The sequence below is a fragment of the Amedibacillus sp. YH-ame10 genome, assembly GCF_053848885.1.
In genome coordinates this window covers 85,719-104,924 of the sequence record NZ_JBSPFA010000005.1, presented here as the reverse complement: position 1 = coordinate 104,924, position 19,206 = coordinate 85,719, and the positions used below count along the sequence as shown (strand labels likewise).

14 protein-coding genes are annotated in these 19,206 nt (G+C 33.0%); 9 read left to right on the top strand and 5 right to left on the bottom strand.

Going from position 1 to position 19,206, the window contains the following annotated elements; genetic code table 11:
• From ACWG42_RS03380 to ACWG42_RS03365, 4 genes are all read left to right on the top strand, one after another.
• The gene (locus ACWG42_RS03380; protein ID WP_455790103.1) at window positions 1-1,992 is read left to right on the top strand and encodes a hypothetical protein; all 1,992 of its coding nucleotides are present in this window, start codon (window positions 1-3) and stop codon (window positions 1,990-1,992) included.
• Between the two features lie 361 nt (window positions 1,993-2,353).
• The gene (locus ACWG42_RS03375) at window positions 2,354-4,624 is read left to right on the top strand and encodes a leucine-rich repeat domain-containing protein (protein ID WP_455790102.1); all 2,271 of its coding nucleotides are present in this window, start codon (window positions 2,354-2,356) and stop codon (window positions 4,622-4,624) included.
• A 365-nt stretch (window positions 4,625-4,989) separates the two neighbouring features.
• Entirely contained in the window at window positions 4,990-6,879 is a 1,890-nt protein-coding gene (locus tag ACWG42_RS03370; protein ID WP_455790101.1) for a hypothetical protein, read from the top strand.
• Between the two features lie 451 nt (window positions 6,880-7,330).
• The gene (locus tag ACWG42_RS03365) at window positions 7,331-10,066 is read left to right on the top strand and encodes a leucine-rich repeat domain-containing protein (protein ID WP_455790100.1); all 2,736 of its coding nucleotides are present in this window, start codon (window positions 7,331-7,333) and stop codon (window positions 10,064-10,066) included.
• Window positions 10,067-10,170: 104 nt separating this feature from the next.
• Here the strand turns inward: ACWG42_RS03365 and ACWG42_RS03360 are convergent, their stop codons facing one another.
• The 5 genes from ACWG42_RS03360 to ACWG42_RS03340 are packed head-to-tail and all read right to left on the bottom strand — an operon-like array spanning window position 10,171 to window position 14,029.
• The gene (locus ACWG42_RS03360; protein WP_455790099.1) at window positions 10,171-10,731 is read right to left on the bottom strand and encodes a DUF3783 domain-containing protein; all 561 of its coding nucleotides are present in this window, start codon (window positions 10,729-10,731) and stop codon (window positions 10,171-10,173) included.
• Window positions 10,732-10,739: 8 nt separating this feature from the next.
• Window positions 10,740-12,392 (bottom strand): putative ABC transporter permease subunit, encoded by a 1,653-nt coding sequence (locus ACWG42_RS03355; protein WP_455790098.1) that lies wholly within the window; start codon window positions 12,390-12,392, stop codon window positions 10,740-10,742.
• On the bottom strand, window positions 12,385-13,110 hold the full coding sequence (locus tag ACWG42_RS03350; protein WP_455790097.1) for an ABC transporter ATP-binding protein: 726 nt from the start codon (window positions 13,108-13,110) through the stop codon (window positions 12,385-12,387). The genes ACWG42_RS03355 and ACWG42_RS03350 overlap by 8 nt, the downstream gene beginning before the upstream one ends.
• A 21-nt stretch (window positions 13,111-13,131) precedes the next feature.
• Window positions 13,132-13,761 carry an SdpI family protein gene (locus ACWG42_RS03345; protein ID WP_455790096.1) on the bottom strand — a complete coding sequence of 210 codons (630 nt, stop codon included), beginning with the start codon at window positions 13,759-13,761 and terminating at the stop codon, window positions 13,132-13,134.
• Window positions 13,762-13,765: 4 nt separating this feature from the next.
• The gene (locus ACWG42_RS03340; RefSeq protein ID WP_455790095.1) at window positions 13,766-14,029 is read right to left on the bottom strand and encodes an autorepressor SdpR family transcription factor; all 264 of its coding nucleotides are present in this window, start codon (window positions 14,027-14,029) and stop codon (window positions 13,766-13,768) included.
• A gap of 144 nt (window positions 14,030-14,173) precedes the next feature.
• Here ACWG42_RS03340 and srtB point away from each other — a divergent pair, with 144 nt between their 5' ends.
• The 5 genes from srtB to ftsW all read left to right on the top strand — a co-directional run bounded on the left by srtB (window position 14,174) and on the right by ftsW (window position 19,149).
• Window positions 14,174-14,950 carry a class B sortase gene (srtB, locus tag ACWG42_RS03335; protein ID WP_455790094.1) on the top strand — a complete coding sequence of 259 codons (777 nt, stop codon included), beginning with the start codon at window positions 14,174-14,176 and terminating at the stop codon, window positions 14,948-14,950.
• A gap of 11 nt (window positions 14,951-14,961) precedes the next feature.
• Window positions 14,962-15,681 carry a LiaF transmembrane domain-containing protein gene (locus ACWG42_RS03330; protein ID WP_455790093.1) on the top strand — a complete coding sequence of 240 codons (720 nt, stop codon included), beginning with the start codon at window positions 14,962-14,964 and terminating at the stop codon, window positions 15,679-15,681.
• A gap of 172 nt (window positions 15,682-15,853) precedes the next feature.
• Complete coding sequence (locus ACWG42_RS03325; RefSeq protein ID WP_455790092.1) at window positions 15,854-17,236, top strand: hypothetical protein; 1,383 nt, start codon at window positions 15,854-15,856, stop codon at window positions 17,234-17,236.
• A complete protein-coding gene (locus ACWG42_RS03320; RefSeq protein ID WP_455790091.1) occupies window positions 17,229-17,969 on the top strand; it encodes a hypothetical protein in 741 nt (246 codons plus the stop codon). The genes ACWG42_RS03325 and ACWG42_RS03320 overlap by 8 nt, the downstream gene beginning before the upstream one ends.
• A gap of 97 nt (window positions 17,970-18,066) precedes the next feature.
• On the top strand, window positions 18,067-19,149 hold the full coding sequence (gene ftsW / locus ACWG42_RS03315; RefSeq protein ID WP_455790090.1) for a putative lipid II flippase FtsW: 1,083 nt from the start codon (window positions 18,067-18,069) through the stop codon (window positions 19,147-19,149).
• Window positions 19,150-19,206 lie beyond the last annotated feature (57 nt).

Here is a 19,206-nt window from a genome sequence, read left to right as displayed (position 1 = left end):
ATGAAGAATATGAAAAAGAGAGTAGAAAAAATACTATTATCATCAACAATGGTATTAACAATGGCATTTACTGTTATGCCAATAAATGTATTTGCGACGGAGAATGATACTAACAACAAAAATTCCGCAAGCCCTAGATCAGGAGAGGTGGAGATTAATGAAACAAATTTTCCAGATTCTATATTTAGACAGTACATATCAGAAGATGTAAATGCAAATATAGACTCGAATAAAGATGGGTTTCTATCACAAGAAGAAAGAAATAAAGTAACAACGATGAATTTATCATATAAAGAGATTACAGATTTAAAGGGAATTGAATATTTTAGCGCTTTAACAGATTTATATTGTAATAATAATAAGCTTACAAGTTTAGATTTGAGGCAAAATACAGCTTTAGAAGTCATTATGTGCGATGAAAATCAACTTACAAGTTTAGATGTAAGTAAAAATAGCAATTTAGAGAAGTTAGCGTGCTCCTTCAATAATATTACGAGCTTGGATGTTAGTGAGAATACTGCTTTACGGGAATTAGATTGTAGTGCAAATCCATTAGGTAACTTAGATGTAACTAATAATACTGATTTAGAAGTATTAGTCTGCATGTTCAATCAACTGACTAGTTTAGATGTGACTAATAATATCAATTTAAATGAATTGCTTTGTTGTAATATTCCAATAGAAGCAATGCCAGAAGAAAACGAATATTTAAAACTGTATTTTAATCAATTTACAAGTATAGATGTTAGCAAGAATATAAAATTAGAATATTTAGCATGCTTTAACACTCAACTCACAAGTTTAGATGTTAGCCAAAATACAGCGTTAGCAGAATTGTATTGCAATGGCAATCAACTTACAAGTTTGGATTTAAGCAATAATACTTTTCTAGAATTATTGGATTGTTCTGCACAGACAAGAACTTTTACTTATGATAAAAATAAAGGGTATTTGTTGAGTGCGTATGATGCAGGATTTAATAAGAGTAACGCATCTGATTTTGAAGGTGCTACATTGGAAGGCGATGGAACACTAACAGGTGTTACATTAGATACACCTATTACATATAATTATGATACTGGCTTCAATGCTTTTATTCCACAAAGCAACAGTAGTATGATTAGAAACAGTGGTTTGCTTATGGATGTTACTCTTACTTTTACTGATAGAAAAGATTCTAGCAAACTAGAGGAAGCAAAACCATTAGCAGAAAAGGCAATCAAAGAATTTGGTGTAACAAATAGTACAACAAATAAAAATATCCTTGATGCTGTAGCTACTGGTATTTCTTCCGTAGATGATGTAACAGCTACATGGAAAACGGGTTCACCAATCATCACAAAGGCAACAAAAGATAAAGAAGGTTCTATTACTGGAACTATTATATTAACAAGTGGTAGTAAATCGATAGAAATCGCTGTGAATAAAGTTATTGACAAGCTTCCATCTAAAACTACTATTGTAGATAAAACAACAGGTATAGAGATTGGGTATGAAGATGGCTCACCTTTCGCTGAGGATATTACCTTAGTGGTGACTCCTAAATCAAAAGAAGAAATGAAAGAATTCCAAAATAATGTAAATAAAGTTGTTACTGGAAAAACGATTGCTGGAGTTTATGATATTAAACTTCTAAAAAATGGAGTTGAGATTCAGCCTAATGGGAAATTAAAGATTAGTTTATCATTAACTGAAGAAATGAAAGCAATGTCTGAATTACAAGTTGTTTATATTGATGATAATGGGATGGTAACAATTATTCCAAGTCAACTTATTGATGGGAAATTAGTGTTTATCACGGATCACTTCAGTTACTATGGAGTAATTGGAAAAGAAAATTCAACAGGACAAATACAACCAGAAACACCATCAAAACCTACTTCTCCTCAAACAGGTGATACATCAAATACAATGCTTTGTCTTGGATTGATTGTTTTATCTGGAAGTATCGTTGGATATGGTGTAAAGAAGAAAAAAGCTTTAAGTAAATAATTCGAATGTACCAATTTATGCGTTCTTGTTATTGTTATCTAGTTGTGTAAGTGATTATTATGATCGCTTACAAGGAAATTAATAAGTAATTTTAAATAAGTAATAAAAAACCCATTCAATGGGTTTTTTATCGACGCATTGTCGACACACAGTGTTGTATACTTACATAGTAAAAAAAGAGAAGGATGGTAGGATGAAGTATGTACTTGGTTATAATCCGTTCTTCTGGGAGGTGTATTCGCTGGTAAATTTTTAAATGAAGAGAAGAATTCTAATAATATATTATTAGAGGAAGTGAAGTTTAAAATATAGTGTGGCAATGATTTAATTAAAACAATAAATATACGAGGAGGAAACAAAAATGAAAGATAAGAAAAAGAAAGTAGAAAAAATACTATTATCATCAACAATGGTATTAGCAATGGCATTTTCTGTTATGCCGGCAAATGTATTTGCGCAAGAAAGCAATATAGCGGATAACACTAGAGCGGGAGATATTTCGATTGACTACACAAATTTTCCAGATTCAGTTTTTCGAGATTATGTAAAAAATGTTGTTGATACAGATAAGAATTATTCATTATCACAAGCAGAAATAAATGCCGCAACAACAATGGCTTTTGATGAAGGTGGTATCAATGACTTTAAAGGAATAGAATATTTTACTGCTTTAACAGATTTGTCAATAAAAACGGTTCCATTTTTGAAAAGTATAGATTTGAGTCAAAATACTGCTTTAACAAGTTTAAAAATTGTACAAAGTGATATCAATAATTTAGATTTAAGTGCGAATACAGCTTTGAAAAAGTTGACATTTTCGACTAGTAGAGTCACAACTTTAGATTTAAGTGCGAATACAGCTTTAACTTATTTAGATTGTAGTTGGAGTGGAACTTTGACAGACTTAATTATCAGTCAAAATACAGCTTTAGAATATTTGAAATGTGATCATAGCACGAATCTTAAAACGCTAGATGTAAGTAAGAATACTGCTTTAACAACTTTGGATTGTTCCGCAAGTAACCTCAAAAGCTTAGATCTAAGTTACAATACGGCTTTAAAAGAGTTATATTGTCAAAGAAATCAACTTACAGATTTAGATGTGAGTAAGAATACTGCTTTATTAACCTTGGAATGTTATTCTAATCAACTCGAAAATCTAAATTTGGATAAGAATGTGGCTTTGACATCTTTGGATTGTTCTGACAATCAAATAGAAAGCTTAGATGTAAGTCAAAATGCAGCTTTAAAAGAATTGTCTTGTGCTAACAATCAGCTCACAGATCTAAGTGTGGATAAGAACGAGGCTTTAACATCTTTAGATTGTGGAGAAAATCAACTCGCTAACTTAGATGTGAGTAAGAATACTGCTTTATTATCCTTGGGATGTTATTCTAATCAACTCACAGATCTAAATGTGGATAAGAATGTGGCTTTAACGGATTTGTATTGTTCTGACAATAAACTTAAAAGTCTTAATTTGAAAAACAATGAGGCTTTAACATCTTTGGATTGTTCTAGAAATCAACTTACAAGCCTAGATTTAAGTAACTATGATAATTTTGATTACTTTGAATGTTCTGCACAGGAAAGAACTATTGCTTTTATTAAAAATAAAGGTTATTTGTTGAGTGCATATGATGCAGGATTTGATAAGAGTAAAGCATCCAATTTTGTAGGTGCTACATTCAACGACAATGGAACACTAACGGACGTTACATTGGATACACCTATTACATACGATTATGATACCGGATATGTTGGAAGTAATGGAAATCCTATGGATGTTACTCTTACTTTTGTTGCAGCAACCGATTCTAGCAGACTAGAGGAAGCAAAACCATTAGCAGAAAAGGCAATCAAAGAATTTGGTGTAACAAATAGTACAACAAATAAAAATATCCTTGATGCTGTAGCTACTGGTATTTCTTCCGTAGATGATGTAACAGCTATATGGAAAACGGGTTCACCTATCATCACAAAGGCTACTATTGATAAAGCAGGTTCTATTGTTGGAACTATAATATTAACAAGTGGTGATAAATCGATAGAAATCGCTGTGAATAAAGTTATTGACAAGCTTCCATCTAAAACCACTATTGTAGATAAAACAACAGGTTTAGAGATTGGGTATGAAGATGGCTCACCTTTCGCTGAGGATATTACCTTAGTTGTAACTCCTAAATCCAAAGAAGAAATGAAAGAATTCCAAAATAATGTAAATAAAGTTGTTGCTGGAAAAACGATTGCTGGAGTTTATGATATTAAACTTCTAAAAAATGGAGTTGAGATTCAGCCTAATGGGAAATTAAAGATTAGTTTATCATTAACTGAAGAAATGAAAGCAATGTCTGAATTACAGGTTGTTTATATTGATGACAATGGGAAGGTAACGATTATTCCAAGTCAACTTATTGATGGAAAGCTAGTGTTTATTACTGACCACTTTAGTTACTATGGAGTAATTGGAAAAGAAAGCTCAACAGGACAAATACAACCAGAAACACCATCAAAACCTACTTCTCCTCAAACAGGAGATACAACGAATACAATGCTTTGTCTTGGATTAATTGTTTTATCTGGAAGTATCGTTGGATATGGTGTAAAGAAGAAAAAAGCTTTAAGTAAATAATTCGTATCATGTAGAGTATATGTTCCAATTTAGTTTGTGGATTTACTCGTCGAAGTATATAGGCAATTTTATGTAAATAATAAAAAACCATTGGAAAAAACATTCAATGGTTTTTTTTATCGACGCATTGTCGACACATGGTCTTGTATACTTATGTGGTAAGTAAAGAAAAGGGATATACTATGATGAGGTATGTGTATGATTTCGATTCATTTGCTTAAGTGGGATGTGTTAGTTAGTGGGATTTAAAATGAAAAGAAGAAGTCTAATAACATATCATGAGAGGAAGTGAAGTTGAAAATAGTATGTCAATGGTTCAATTAAAGCACCGAATATATTTTGCGAAAGCAAAAGAGGAGAAAAAAATGAAAGAAATTAAAAAGAAAGTAGGGAAAGTATTATTATCTTCAACAATGACATTAACAATGGCATTTTCTATTGTGCCAACCAATATATTGGCACAGGAATCTGATCATTGTTCTCATTGGAGAGAGGATGGAACTTATGACTGTTCTTCAAAAGATGAAAATGGGTATATTTGTAATCATGATGACAATTGTGGTTATATAAAAGACGAAAGAAATATGATTGAGAGTGAAACAAATGTAAATGCTGACTCTGAAATTAAAAAAGAAAAAGAGATTACTCGATCAATAAGTACACCCCAAGTAAAATCAATTTCAAAGCGTACTTCTCTGCTAGATTTACAAGATAAAAGTTGGATTTTAGATAAAGATGGAAATCAAATCACTTCATCAGATGGAGTGTTTGATGCGATGGACAGCGAAGGATGGATGTTTGATTCAAATACACAAACACTGACATTGAATGGAGCAAATTTTGATACGAATACAAATCCTTCCATCATAATGCCACGAATTCTTGGCGCAAAAGTCGTACTGAAGGGTATAAATAATATATCTAATTCTAACACTAATGCTATTGATATGGCTAATTACCCTTTAACAATAGAGGGCGATGGTACTCTTATAGCCAATACTAAGGAAGTTTGTATTGCTACATATGATGGGCTTATCATCAATGGTGGGACATTTGATTTAACTTCATTAAATAGTGATGCCATTTATTCTCCACTTGGAGACGTCATTATTTCAAATGGAAAATTAGAACTCTCCGCTGTTAAAGCGAACGGGATTTTTACAAGTAAAAACATTGTCCTTTCTGGGGGTATTGTAAATGCAAATAGTTATTATTGTGGTATGCAAGCAAGAGGTGTAGATGGAATCAAAATAGATAATTCAACTGTAGTTGTTAATTCTACCGCTGATTATGGTATTTGGGTAGATGCTTCACTTGCAATTAACGATAATTCCGATGTTACAGCCACGGGTGCTATTGCTAGTCTTGGTGCTAGAACTTCTATTACGATTGAACCAACCATTAATAAAAGTGTCGATGTTTATGTAGGTGACAAAGAAAGTAGTGCCAAGTTACTTGCTGGTGCACCTTTTTCGACAAAAACAGATTTGAAAGCACTTGGTGTAACAGGTAATCTCTATTTTCATAGCAAAATACATGCACATACTGCTTCCACAACATGGTCTACAGATGTAACTTCTCATTGGCATGAGTGTACTACTAAGGATGGCGGGAAGTTGGATTTATCTACACATACACCAAGTGCTCCAGCAACGTTTGAAAATGCTCAAGTATGTACTGTATGTGGCTTTGAAATTGCGCCTAAATTGGAGAAGACAAATATTGTAGATAAAACAACAGGTACGGAGATTGAATATGAAGATGGTTCTGTTTTCGCCGATGATATTACCTTAGTGGTAACTCCTAAATCTAAAGAAGATATGAAAAATTTGCAAAATAATGTAAATAAAGTTGTTACTGGAAAAACGGTTGCTGGAGTTTATGATATTAAACTTCTAAAAAATGGAGTTGAGATTCAGCCTAATGGGAAATTAAAGATTAGTTTATCATTAACTGAAGAAATGAAAGCAATGTCTGAATTACAGGTTGTTTATTTTGATGATAATGGGAAGGTAACGATTATTCCAAGTCAACTCATTGATGGGAAATTAGTATTTATCACGGATCACTTCAGTTACTATGGAGTAATTGGAAAAGAAAATTCAACAGGGCAAATACAACCAGAAACACCATCAAAACCTACTTCTCCTCAAACAGGAGATACAACGAATACAATGCTTTGTCTTGGATTGATTGTTTTATCTGGAAGTATCATTGGATATGGTGTAAAGAAGAAAAAAGCTTTAAGAAACTAATTTGAATGTAATAATTTACGTATTCTTGTTACTATTATCTAGTTGAACAAGTGATTGTTATGATTGCTTACAAGGAGATCAATAGGTAATTAATGCGTTTCATGGAGAGTATATGTTCTAATTTAGTTGGAGCGAATTAATCCGTGAAGATTTTGAAGTAATTTTAAGTAAATAATAAAACCCCATTGAAAATTCATTCAATGGGGTTTTTACCGACGCATTGTCGACACATTGTTTGGTATACTTATCCGGTAAATGAAGGAAGAGAGATATACGTATGTACTTAATTACAATCCATTTCTTCTGGGAGGTGTATTGGCTGGTAAAATTTTAAATGAAGAGAAGAATTCTAATAACATATTATGAGAGGTAGTGTTAAACATAATATGGCAATGATTTAATTAAAACAACAAATATATTTTGCGAAAGCAAAAGGGAGGAAAACAAAGAAATGAAAGTAATAAAAAAGAAAGTAGGTAAAGTACTATTATCATCAACGATGATATTAACAATGGCATTTTCCGTTATACCAACAAATGTATTTGCGGAAGAAAATGACTATAGTAATGAAAATACATCAAGTTCTAGAGCAGGCGATGTTGAAATCAATGCATCATACTTTCCGGATGCTAATTTTAGAGACTGGGTAAAAAGACACACAGATACAAATGCTGATGGTAAACTTTCTATTGATGAAATAGCAAAAGTTACGAGTATCGATGTAATAGCTAAAAATATAAGTAGTTTGACAGGAATAGAGCATTTTACTGCTTTAACAGAATTAAATTGTCAAGTTAATGAACTTACAAGTTTAGATTTAAGGCAAAATACATCTTTGATAAAGTTAAATTGTTATTACAATAAACTCGAGAGTTTAGACTTAAGCAAGAATACTGATTTAACAGATTTGATTTGTAGTGATAATGGACTCACTAGTTTAGACTTAAGCAAGAATGAGGCGTTAACAGCTTTGTCTTGTTCTGAGAATCAACTCACTAGTTTGAATTTGACAAATAATACTAAGTTAACAAATCTTGATTGTCACTCAAATACCATCAAAGATTTAGAATTGTCTAAGAGTACTGATTTAACAGATTTGGACTGTTATGAAAATCAACTCACTAGTTTGGATTTGACAAATAATACTAAGTTAAAGGAGCTTGGTTGTTCATCAAATAACATCACAGATTTAAATTTGTCTAAGAACACTGATTTAACTGATTTGAATTATGCTAACAATCAACTCACTAGTTTGGATTTGACAAATAATACTAAGTTAAAGGAGCTTGGTTGTTCATCAAATAACATCACATCCTTAGATTTGTCTAAGAATACTGATTTAATTAAGGTAACATGTGTGGACAATCTACTAGACGGTTTAGATGTAACCAAGAACCCAAATTTGAAGGAATTAATTTGTGTGGCTAATAAACTCACAAGTTTAGATGTAACTAATAATCCTGCTTTAGAAAATTTAGATTGTTCTGAGAATCTACTCACTAGTTTGGATGTTACCAAGAATACAGATTTAGATAGTTTAAATATTTCCATTAATCCATTAGGTAGTGTGGATTTAAGTAAGAATGTAAAATTAACTTCATTAACATGTTATAACAGCAAACTTTCAAGTTTGGATGTAAGTGCGAATGTTAATTTAGATTCTTTAATGGTTATGAATTTTCCGTCAGATCGGATACCTCCTGCACTTGAATACATAAAGAAATATAGTAATGAAATATCAAGTTTAGATGTAAGTAAAAATATAGCTTTAACAAATTTGAATTGTAGTGGCAATCAACTTACAAGCTTAGATTTGAGTGAAAATGTTAACTTGGAAGATGTAGATTGTAGCAATCAAAAACCCTCTATTCTTTTTGAAAAATCAAAAGGGTATAAGTTAAGCGCGTACGATACTAAGTTTGATAAGAATAAAGCAAGTGGTATTACATTCACAGATGATGGATCAATTGTAGATGCAGCACTTGATACTCCATTGAGTTACAACTATGACATAGAATTTGCTGAGCCTCTCAGTTTAAGAAGTGACAAAATGACTATGGATGTTACTCTTACTTTTGTTGCAGCGACAGACTCAAGCAGACTAGAGGAAGCGAAACCATTAGCTGAAAAAGCAATCACTGATATTTCAGCTACGAATGATACAACTGCAGGAAATATCCTTGACAAAGTAAAAACTGGAATTTCTTCTGTAGATGATGTAACAGCATCATGGGAAGATGGTTCACCAATCATTACAAAGGCAACAAAAGATAAAGAAGGTTCTATTACAGGAACAATTATATTAACAAGCGGTAGTAAAACAGTTGAAGTAGCAGTGAATAAGGTTATAAACAAACTTTCAGTTATTGATGATGAAAAATTAGCTAAGGCGAAACCATTAGTTGAAACTGCAATCAAAGATATGAAAGTGTCAAATACTACTACAGATAAAGATTTCCTTGATACAGTTAAGAATAGTATTACTTCTATAACTGGTGTAACGATTTCATGGAAAGCGGGTTCACCAATCATTACAAAGGCAACTAATGATAAAGATGGTTCTATTACAGGAACAATCGTATTAACAAACGGTAGCAAAACAATAGAAATCACTGTAAATAAAGTTATCAACAAGCTTTCATCTAAAACTACTATTGTAGATAAAACAACAGGTATAGAGATTGCATATGAAGATGGCTCTGCTTTTGAAGATGATATTACCTTAGTAGTAACGCCTAAATCTAAAGAAGAAATGAAAGGGTTTCAAAACAATGTAAATAAGGTTGTTGCTGGAAAAACAATTGCTGGAGTTTATGATATTAAACTTCTAAAAAATGGAGCAGAAATTCAACCTAATGGGAAATTAAAGATTAGATTGACATTAACTGATGAAATGAAAACAATGTCTGAATTACAGGTTGTTTATATTGATGATAATGGGAAAGTAACAATTATTCCAAGTCAACTTGTTGATGGAAAATTAGTGTTTATTACGGATCACTTTAGTTACTATGGAGTAATTGGAAAAGAAAATTCAACAGGACAAATACAACCAGAAACACCATCGAAACCAAATTCTCCTCAAACAGGCGATACATCAAATACAATGCTTTCTCTTGGATTGATTGTTCTATCTGGAAGTATAGTAGGATATGGTGTAAAGAAGAAAAAAGCTTTAAGAAAATAATTTATAGGGATACTGTCTTAGAAGAGAGATACATATAAAATTTTAGTTTGAAATAAAACAGCAGTTCTTACCATTGTGGTAGGAGCTGCTGTTTTGTATTAGGGTTACTTTTTTTCAAGTTGTTGTAAGGCATCTGTTAATTGTTGGTATGCCTCTTGCATTTCTTCTGAAGTACACTCCTTGCTAATGCAGTCATATGCTTTGTAGAAGGCTTGTTCATAGACGTTCCAAGTAGTAGGGGTATATTCTTCTATGATGAGATCCTTACTATGCGATAGAATAGTTTTGATTTGTTCTACTTGTTGAAAGTAGCGATGTTCTTTTTCAATCTCTTGTAACAAATCAGCTACTTTCCAATGTTGGTTATGTTGGGTTAACATAGCTTTGCGTGGCATTTGTAAATCAAATGCTTTTAGTAAGGTGTTAAAGGTTTTGATTTCTTCATCATCGATGGAATTTAAAATCATGAGGTCACTATCATAATGGGGAATGACTCCCTCTTCATGTGGTTGAAATCCTTCTAGTTCCATAAGATAGCCTGTAGTATCTAACAGTTGCTCATCATGGATAATGGCATAGGGTATCTTCATATCTTGTAGGATACGTTCTACAAAGGGACGTTTATGTTCTTGGCTTCCAAAGTATATAACTATTTTTTTGTTCATATAATCTCCTAATATTTCGCAAATGCTGCTTGGGCAAATTTCCCAATTCCTCTGTATAATAACACAGCAAATAGGATCATGAGAAGCAATATGCCAAGGGAAGCATATAGGATAAACTCTTGAGGAATAAAGAAGAGGACAACACCCATTCCTACCGCAATCGCCATACCACCTAACATGGAGATAAAGCCTGCCATGTTTTGTTTGACTGCAGCTGCTTCTTGTTCCCAAACAAGTTTTGGATGGAAGATATCAATGTAGATTCCAATATAGTTTCCAAGGATGATGCCTACTACGCTTGTTAGAAAGATTAACAAGACAAAATAAAATGGAAGAATAGGGAACACGAAGTAGAATGCAATTAGCATTGCTAAAGAGGTACAAATGGAGACGATGATACCACTTAATGCTTTCGCATGCAATTGTTGTGCTAGAGGCATAGGAATGTATTTCATGAATGGAAGGTTAGTTCCTTCACGCGATATCGATGTAGAAGATATAAGGTTAAGGTTGCTGACAAAGATGCCTAAGATAATTCCAACCATGATCATATATGGCCAAAAATCAGGTATCATATCTAGGAATTCCTGTGGGATATCCGATACAGAAATAGAACCTTCTCCCATTAAAGGAATCACAAAAATCATAAGTGTAAAGATAACAGCACTTCCGATACAATTCATTAAATAAATAGGAGTACGTACAATTAACTTCAATTCTTTCATCGTATAAGTTAAGATACGATTTTTTTGTTTGTTCAATTTGTTCATATCGTTCACACTCAGTTTTTTACGACTTGAACTTGTTTCACTAAATCCGATCAATCCTTTAAAGTATAATGTTTTTCCTAAGAATAGGCACACAGCTAAAGAGGCAATGGTGATACCTATGAAAATGAGCATTTGTAATATGTCATTTTGAATGATAGCACGTGCTGCGAAAGGTACTCCTGGGAATAAATATGCAAACATACTAATCAAAGAGTTGTTTCCTTGCATCATGGTGGTTAATATAGCTTGTGCATCTGTAGAACTTGATATATTGTTCATAGAGAAGCTAAATCCTAACCCTACCGCAACGGATAAGATTCCTGCAATTAAATTAAAGCGATCGCGATTTTTAAAGAATGGCACGAATCGCATAATTAACATCGATATAATGGAACAGATTACCAATGGGTACATCGGCAATAGGATAAAGATGATGAGCGCAAAGAATACAAATAAGATATGAAATGGAAAACATGTTAAGTATGCCACAAACGCTGGTAGAAGAACTAAGAACGTAAAGGCATATTCATACACAAGACATACAATAAACTTACTCCCCATAATCGCTTCTGGTTTGATTGGAAGTGAGAGTAGGGTTTCTCCATCTTTACTAAAGTAGAATACACTTGGTATTAAGAAAATGGAGAAGAAGAAGGTAATAAAGGATGCGACATGAAAGGCAAGTGCTAATATGGTACCCGCTTGATCCATCAACGCAAAGGATTCAAAGGCTCCTTTGAAGATCGCGAAGAAAACAAAGGCTAAAGGAATTAAGGAAACACCTAGAATTCCCATGAGAATCACGGTTGTACTTTTCTTGCTAGAACCATCACTTATCATGCCCATCGTATTCTTTAAGGTGACACGTGTCAGTGATAGGAATTTACGCATTGTTTACGACCTCCAAGAATACGTCTTCTAAGGAATCGCATGTTGGATGTGCCGCCTTTAAAGCTTCTAAGGTACCAAAGTATAGGATGGTTCCTTTGTTGATGATAACGACTTTATCACAAAGCTTTTCTGCAACTTCTAATACATGGGTAGAGAAGAAGACTGTGTTTCCTTTGTTTGCATGTTCTTTCATCATTTCTTTTAGTTTAAATGCAGATTGTGGATCTAATCCAGTCATTGGTTCATCTAGAATCCATACATTAGGATCACTCATCAATACACCCATAATCACAATCTTTTGACGCATCCCATGAGAATAGGAAAGAATCTTATCATTTAAGGCTTCTTTCATCTCGAAGGTTTCAGATAGAGATTCGATGCGTGTTTTACGGATGGCACTATCTACTTCATAGATATCTGCCATGAAGTTCAAATATTCAATTCCTTTTAAACGTAGGAAGATATCTGCGTTGTCAGGCACAATACCAAATTCTTTCTTTGCTTCCATTGGTTCTTTTACGATGTCTTTTCCATTGATTAAGATTTGTCCTTCATCTGGATTTAAAATCCCAGTAATCATTTTAATCGTTGTTGTTTTACCAGCTCCATTTGGCCCAATGAATCCAATAATTTCTCCTGTGGGAATATGCATAGAAATGTTATCTACTGCTTTATGTTTCCCTCCATAAATCTTTGTCACATGTTTAATTTCAATCATAAGTTTTTCCTTTCTCAAACGTTACTTTTCTAAGTTTTTAAAACATACATAAGAATATATTGTAGGGATAAGCGCTTGAATGAGCGCAATTCCTACAATGAAGAATATCATGGCTTCATCACTTACCAACAATCCTAAAAAGGTAAGAAAGCCTCCCACTACCCATATTTTACCTGCAAAACGATGTGTTTTATACCAAACATCTTCGTTTGCGATGGTCCAAGGGGTACGTATTCCTATAAAATAATTTGCTTTGATCTTTGGCATGGCATTGCCTAGGACAATAAAGACAATCCCCATCATCGTAATCATAATCATATTGATGTTTAATTTTCCAGGGGATAAAGCCTCTGATATCACTGTGATCAATATAATAAACATGATCATATTGATGATAAATAAAATCATCCAAAAGGTCTTAATGAAGCGATCATAATTCGTTCTCTTTGGATCTATTTTTTTGAATAAAATGGAACTTGCTGTAATTAACAATGCAAGTATAGGAAATAAGAAGATTTCAAAACTACTTCCATAACGATCAATTTCTCCTGATGCATTAAAATGCATTGGAATTTTATCTGGTAAAAGGAAGAATGCAATTCCTGTTATTACCAGCATCGAAATACATAAAACAATGGTAGCCTTTTTCATAGCCTTAATCTCCTTTTAGTGCAGTGATCCAAACAAGGATCTCATCGATGACACTTGTGTTTAATTCATAGTAAATATATTTTCCAACTTTTTCATCACAGATCAAATCAGCATTCTTCAAGACAGATAGGTGATGCGATATCGTCGCATTGGTACTTGAAAAATGAGAGACAATATCTCCGGCAGAAAGTTTGCCATGTTTTAAGAGTGTGATGATTTCTCGACGTGTTGGATCGCCTAACGCTTTGAACGTATCTTGAAACCCCATGACATCATCCTTTCCGATATTTAGATAATCATCTAAATATAATATACCCCTGTGGATACCCTATGTCAATAGATATTGTGTGAATAATATCATGGAAAAAATAGAGCGTTTGTGGTACTATAAATGCACACCAAGGAGGATCTTATGGAAAAGAAAAAAAGAAAGAAGTTATTCTATAATATACTACTTGTAATAGCTGGGGGTGTATTCATATATTCGGCATTTAATCTTGGGGTGATCTTTTATCAATATTACCAACAAGATAGTGAAAATGAACGAATGGAAGAAGTCGCAAAAGTACCAAAGAACCCAGAAAAGGAAAAGTTTAGCGTGGATTGGGAAAATCTACAAAAGATAAATCCCGACATTATAGGATGGATTTTAATACCTGATACCAATATTTCTTATGCGATGGTACAGGGAAGTGATAATGATTATTATCTAACGCATACTGCAGAGAAAACGCCGTTGTATTCAGGAGCTATATTTATGGATGCGGGTGCGAATAAAGAGTTAAGCGATCGTAATACGATTATATATGGACACAATGTATTGCATGGGACGATGTTTGCACAATTGGAGAAATTCAAAGAGAAAGAGTTCTTCGATGCGCATCCTTATGTGTATATTTTTACACCTACCAAGAATTATCGAAGTGAAGTCTTAAGTATGTATACAACAAAAGATTCTTCTAGTACGTATACAACACAGTTTGTAAGTGAGGAAGATTTTTTATCCTATATTAATACGATAAAAGGACAAAGTGATCATGCGAGTTCGTTTGTTGCACAAGCAGGTGATAATATCATTACCTTAAGTACTTGTAGCTATGAAGATAGTGGGAAGTTAAGCGATTTACGTTATGTATTACAAGCAAAGCTTGTTGAGTGGAGCGGAGATTACATGGTAAATAAAGAATAGGAGAGTAGCTAATGAAATCAAATTATCAATCAAGGATCATTGGATTTTTATTTGTAGTAGGTGGAGTTTTGTTTTTAGGAGATCAATTGGGGTATTGGGAGTTTTCTGTTTTCTTCCCTGGTTGGTGGACAATATTCCTTATTCTTCCAGCAATCTTTAGTATGGTAGAATCTGGTGTGCAGATGGGGAATGGCGTGTTATTGTTGGTGGGGTGTGGCTTGTTGGTACAAGCCAATGGATGGCTAGGAATCCGTCTTAGTTTTGGAATGATTGTAGCCCTAATTTTTATCTTGTTGGGTATTCGTATGGTATTTGGAAGACATGGACATCGAGAAAGAAGCAATCACAGTAAACATATGGAAACTAAGAATGTAAAAAACATACATTCGAATGTAATTTGTGGAAGTCGTAGTTTTCGTGCAGCGGGTGTAATCAATTCCTTAGATGTACAATGTATGATGGGGACATCATGGATTGATTTAAGTGAAGCGGATGTTCGCAATATGGAGTTTGTAAATTTGAACTGTGTGATGGGAACCATTGATTTGATCGTTCCTAGCGATATGAATTATGTGGTAAAGAAAGACAATGTACTGGGTTCATGTGAGATTCAAGATGAACCAATAGGAAGATACGATTTATATGTAGATATATCGTGTGTATTAGGACAGGTCAATTTGCGTAAGAAAAAAGTAGAAAATGTAAAAGAAGGGGAATTCAAAGAGAAGTAAATATTCCCGATTCTATGGACTCTGTTTTATAGGGTCTTTTCTTTTGCTTTTATAAAATTTTATTAAAAAAGGATAAAATAACACCACATTTCTATAAAATGATACATTTTGTTACTTATATCAATATTGACAAGCTGTTTTATTCTGTTAAAATTACTGTAGAGGTGTTTTTATGGAAGAAATGGTTAGAATTGAACAAATTGAAATCAAAGGCATAAAAAATGTGCGAAGTGGTACTGTGAATTTTAATGAGTATGGCAATATCTTAAAAGGAAAGTTTGATGATTTAAAATCAGTTCTTGGTATATATGGACAAAATGGCTCTGGGAAAACAACGATTCTAGAAGTAAGTAAATTACTAAAGAATATTTTGATTGGGGGAAAGCTCCCTGAATATTTTGATAAGTTTATCAATAATGAATGTGAAGAAACTGAAATTAGTTATCATTTTTTTATACAATCCAAGAACTACAAGCAAATGATAATATATACCTTTAAGATTGCATTAATAGAAGGTGTTTATCAAGTATACGCAGAGAAAATAGTCTCTAAAGAATACGCAGATCAAGAAAAGAAATGGAAGCCGCAAATTACTTTGATTGAGTGTTATAATCAAGAAATTGTATTAAAAAAATTAATGAATAAGATTTCAAAGGAAAGCTTGATTGAGTTAAGGGTAGCTCAAGATATTGAAAAAGGAACATCTTTCATTTTTCATAAGCGGAATCAAAAAACTTTATTAGAACAGCTTATGAATAAGAATGAAACAGATGAAGATAGGAAGCTTGTAGATGTTCTTAGGTTATTGCCAATCTATGCAGAAACGAGTCTTATCATTATTGAAAATGATGTGATCGGAAGCATAAACTTGAATTCATTTGTTCCAATTAACTTATATCTTACTTCAGATAACTCATTGAAGATGGGGAAAATACCTGTGAATTTATTAAAACCTAATGAAATGCCAAAAGATATTTTCAAAGATTTGGAAATTGTAATTAGACAAATTGATATCGTTTTAAATTCGATTGTTCCTTCTCTCAATTTGCAAATTGCAAATCAAAAAGAGCAGCTCTTGTCAGATGGCAATGAAGGAATTAACTTTGAAATTGTAAGTGTTAGAAATGAGAAATTTATACCTTTGAAATATGAATCCGAAGGTATCAAAAGATTGATTTCAGTAATCAGTTCAATGATTGCTGCGTTTCATAATCACTCTATATGTTTAATGATTGATGAATTTGATTCTGGGATATTTGAATATCTTTTGGGTGAAATTGTTGAAATTATCGATGAATCCGCAAAAGGACAATTTGTGTTTACTTCACACAATTTACGTGCGTTAGAGAAACTTTCTTATAAGTCCATCGTTGTAACAACAACGAATCCAAATAATCGCTATATACAATTATCTGGCATTAAAACAAATAATAACACTCGTGATTTTTACTATACAAATTTGCTTTTAGGTGGACAAAGTGAAGCGATTTATGAAGATACCAAAAACTATAAAATAAAGAGAGCCTTTCGAAAGGCAGGGGAGTTGTATGATTAAAAAAGTTCTTTTATTTCTAGTAGAAGGATTGAGCGATAAAGAAGCATTAGAACCGATTCTATCGGAGTTGATCGATGAAACAAGGATACATTTTGAAGTGTTGCGTTATGATCTTTCAGCAGATAATAGTGTGCAAATGAGATCTTTGAATATGAAACAGCGTATTACAAAAGTCATAAAATCATTCTTAGATAAAAACCATGGAATTAAGAAAAATAATATTGAAAAAGTTATATTCTTAACAGATACAGATGGTTGTTATGTTGATGAACAATTTATTTATTATTCAAGTGCAGATATGAATTTTCGCTATGAAGATAACGGTATATATACAAATAATCGAAAAGATGCAATCTTTAGGAATCAAAACAAGGCAAGGAATTTAGACACAATAAATTCCACTACGGATATATATAGTCTGCCTATTGAAGTGTATTACTTTTCCTGTAATTTAGATCATGTATTACATGAAGAAAGAAATCTAGAACAACATTTAAAAGAAGATTATGCATACAAATTTGCGGATAAATATGAACATAAAGAAGATGAATTTATAGACTTTATTAGTACGGATTCCCTATGCTTGAGTTATCACTATAGGGATTCTTGGATCAAAATCAAAAACAATCATAACTCATTATTAAGATATACGAATCTAATGATTTTCTTTTTTCACAATATTCAATTGCTAAAGAAAGAGGTTAGAGAAAAGGTTGAAAGAGCTTATAGATAATGAATGAGTACTTTCAACGTCTTCAAGAAGCGTTAGTCGCTTCTTTTTTTGTTCTTGTGAATAGAGTTTACACATACAATACAGTGAGGTGAGTTGCTTGTTTACAAAGAAATGCAGAATGCTAAGCATTCTTATTTGTTTGCTGGTGATCCTTGGCATAATCATGGTTGGAAGCAGTTCACGTGTATGGGCAGCCGCAAAATTTGATGATAGTAGATATTTTATGAGTAGACAAGCAATCTTTGCGTTGATTGGTTTGTTTGTGATGTTTGTGGCGAGTAAGGTATCACTCTTAAAGATACGAAAACATTGTAAGTTGATTTTTATTCTATGTGTGGTTGCGTTGATTCTGGTGTTGATTCCGGGGTTGGGTGTTGCACGAAATGGGAGTCGTAGCTGGTTTGGCTTTGGTTCTTTTTTAGTACAGCCTTCTGAATTTTTTAAGATTGCGATCATTATGTATGTTTCGGATTATCTTGCAAAACGATATCGTGTGAAAAGTTTTCGAAAAGATTTGTTATTTCCAGCATTTTTGGTAATGATAGGGTTTGGTCTTATTTTGTTACAGCCTGATTTTGGTAGTGGGCTTGTAATGGTGTGTTCGATTGTGGTCATTGTGTTGGCGGCGGATTCTCCGATTTCTTATTTTGTACGAGTGGGAATGCTGGGACTAGCTGGCCTTGGGGGATTGATTATTTCAGCGCCATATCGATTGGCTCGTATTACATCTTTTATCAATCCATGGGAAGATCCTTTGGGATCTGGATTTCAAATCATTCAATCCTTATTCGCAATATCACCAGGGGGGATATTAGGAGTAGGTTTTGATCAAAGTATGCAGAAGCATTTTTATTTACCAGAACCACAAACCGATTTTATTTTTGCGATCTTTGCGGAAGAATTTGGATTTATCGGATGTGTGGTGTTGATCGCTTTATTTCTTATGGTCATTTATCAAGGTGTAAAGATTGCCAAACGCTGTGTGGATCCTTATCTTTGTTATATAGCGATTGGATTGACCTCCTTATTTGCGATACAAGTGATGATCAATTTAGGGGTTGTAGTGGGTTTATTTCCTGTGACTGGAATCACCTTGCCATTTATTTCCTATGGAGGAAGTTCCTTGATTGTTATGATGGGTTCTATGGGTTTGTTGATGAGTATCGCCAACGAGAGTTGAAAAAGCCCTAAAAATTATTCTCTAAATAAAGAGAACATGGTATAATAAACACTAAGG

Excerpts from the sequence above, each read along its gene's own strand:
- ACWG42_RS03320 (WP_455790091.1), top strand. The coding sequence starts at position 17,229 with ATGATTAAAAAAGTTCTTTTATTTCTAGTAGAAGGATTGAGCGATAAA.
- ACWG42_RS03350 (WP_455790097.1), bottom strand. The coding sequence starts at position 13,110 with ATGATTGAAATTAAACATGTGACAAAGATTTATGGAGGGAAACATAAA.
- ACWG42_RS03330 (WP_455790093.1), top strand. The coding sequence starts at position 14,962 with ATGAAATCAAATTATCAATCAAGGATCATTGGATTTTTATTTGTAGTA.
- ACWG42_RS03365 (WP_455790100.1), top strand. The coding sequence starts at position 7,331 with ATGAAAGTAATAAAAAAGAAAGTAGGTAAAGTACTATTATCATCAACG.
- ACWG42_RS03325 (WP_455790092.1), top strand. The coding sequence starts at position 15,854 with ATGGAAGAAATGGTTAGAATTGAACAAATTGAAATCAAAGGCATAAAA.
- ACWG42_RS03340 (WP_455790095.1), bottom strand. The coding sequence starts at position 14,029 with ATGGGGTTTCAAGATACGTTCAAAGCGTTAGGCGATCCAACACGTCGA.
- ACWG42_RS03360 (WP_455790099.1), bottom strand. The coding sequence starts at position 10,731 with ATGAACAAAAAAATAGTTATATACTTTGGAAGCCAAGAACATAAACGT.
- ACWG42_RS03355 (WP_455790098.1), bottom strand. The coding sequence starts at position 12,392 with ATGCGTAAATTCCTATCACTGACACGTGTCACCTTAAAGAATACGATG.
- ACWG42_RS03370 (WP_455790101.1), top strand. The coding sequence starts at position 4,990 with ATGAAAGAAATTAAAAAGAAAGTAGGGAAAGTATTATTATCTTCAACA.
- ACWG42_RS03380 (WP_455790103.1), top strand. The coding sequence starts at position 1 with ATGAAGAATATGAAAAAGAGAGTAGAAAAAATACTATTATCATCAACA.
- srtB (WP_455790094.1), top strand. The coding sequence starts at position 14,174 with ATGGAAAAGAAAAAAAGAAAGAAGTTATTCTATAATATACTACTTGTA.
- ACWG42_RS03375 (WP_455790102.1), top strand. The coding sequence starts at position 2,354 with ATGAAAGATAAGAAAAAGAAAGTAGAAAAAATACTATTATCATCAACA.
- ACWG42_RS03345 (WP_455790096.1), bottom strand. The coding sequence starts at position 13,761 with ATGAAAAAGGCTACCATTGTTTTATGTATTTCGATGCTGGTAATAACA.